Annotated in this window: 1 protein-coding gene; it reads right to left on the minus strand. The window is 33.5% G+C overall.

Features of this window, described 5'->3' with window-relative positions; translation table 11 throughout:
• Window positions 1–133: 133 nt before the first annotated feature.
• Entirely contained in the window at window positions 134–1477 is a 1344-nt protein-coding gene (dnaA, locus tag AN959_RS20075) for a chromosomal replication initiator protein DnaA (RefSeq protein WP_053591130.1), read from the minus strand.
• Window positions 1478–1510: the final 33 nt, after the last annotated feature.

A 1510-nucleotide genomic window follows, 5' to 3' on the forward strand; every position in this document is an offset into this window, starting at 1 on the left:
AATAATAGATATAGTAATAGGGCCTGTGGATTTGTTGATAACTCTATTTTTATCTACTTACGACTACTTATCCACATGTGCATAAGTTGTGTTTAAACAGGATAATATTTTAGGAACTTATCCACAAATTGTTTTAACGTCCTAAAATAGATTTTATTTGTTTAAGGTCATCTTGTAAGTTTGCATCATCTTTTAACATACGAGCAATTTTCTCGTGAGCATGAATCACAGTCGTGTGATCACGTCCCCCGAATTCTTCTCCTATTTTAGGCAAAGAAAAATCTGTAAGCTCTCTCGAGAGATACATAGCAACCTGTCGAGGAAATGCAATAGATTTAGTTCGTTTTTTAGCACTAAAATCTTCTAACCTTATATGAAAATGTTCTCCAACGACTTTTTGTATATCTAAGATTGTAATTATTCGTGGACGAGCGTTTGGCATTATATTTTTAAGTGCCTCTGCTGCTAATTCCGTATTAATATCTTTATTTATAAGAGAAGAATAAGCCACTACTCGTATTAGAGCCCCTTCAAGTTCTCGAATATTCGAATCAATTTGATTTGCAATATAAGCCATTACATCATCCGAAATATCTAATCCATCTGCTCGTGCTTTTTTACGCAAAATAGCAATCCTTGTTTCTAAGTCTGGTGGTGCAATATCAGTTATTAAACCCCATTCAAATCGGGAACGAAGACGATCCTCAAGTGTTGGGATTTCCTTTGGAGGTCGATCACTTGAAATAACAATTTGTTTTGATTCTTCATGTAAAGCATTAAAAGTATGAAAAAATTCTTCTTGAGTTGATTCTTTTCCTGCAAGGAATTGAATATCATCTATTAAAAGCACATCGATATTACGATATTTGTTGCGGAATTCGATTGTTTTGTTATCCCGAATAGAGTTAATAAATTCATTTGTAAATTTTTCAGAAGATAAATAAACCACTTTTGCATTTGGATTGTGTTCTTGAACATAATGACCAATCGCATGCATTAAGTGGGTTTTACCTAATCCTACTCCTCCATATATAAATAGAGGATTATATGCTTTTGCCGGTGCTTCTGCTACAGCCAGTGATGCAGCATGTGCAAAACGGTTACCAGATCCAATGACAAAAGTATCGAATGTATTTTTTGAATTTAACATACCAGGTGAAAAATCAGGTTGGTCTCCATTATTTGAAGGAACTTTCGGTTTAGGAACTTCAAAGTCGTCAAAATCCTGATTTTTAGGAACAACAAATGAAATAAGTAGTTCATTTCCTGTTAACTCTGTTAATATTCCGGCAATTAGATGAATATAATGATTTTCAAGCCAATCCCTTGCAAATGAATTAGGAGCAGCTATCGTTACTGTTTCTCCTTTATATGAAAGTAGCTTGGTTGACTTTAACCAGGTTTCAAAACTAGGTTTGGATGTCTTTTTTTCTACTTCAGAGAGAACTTTAGCCCATAGTTCTTCTAAATGTTCCAATAATCTAATCTCCTTTTCTTAAGATTAATAAAT

Source organism: Psychrobacillus sp. FJAT-21963 (genome assembly GCF_001420585.1).
Classification (GTDB): Bacteria; Bacillota; Bacilli; order Bacillales_A; family Planococcaceae; genus Psychrobacillus.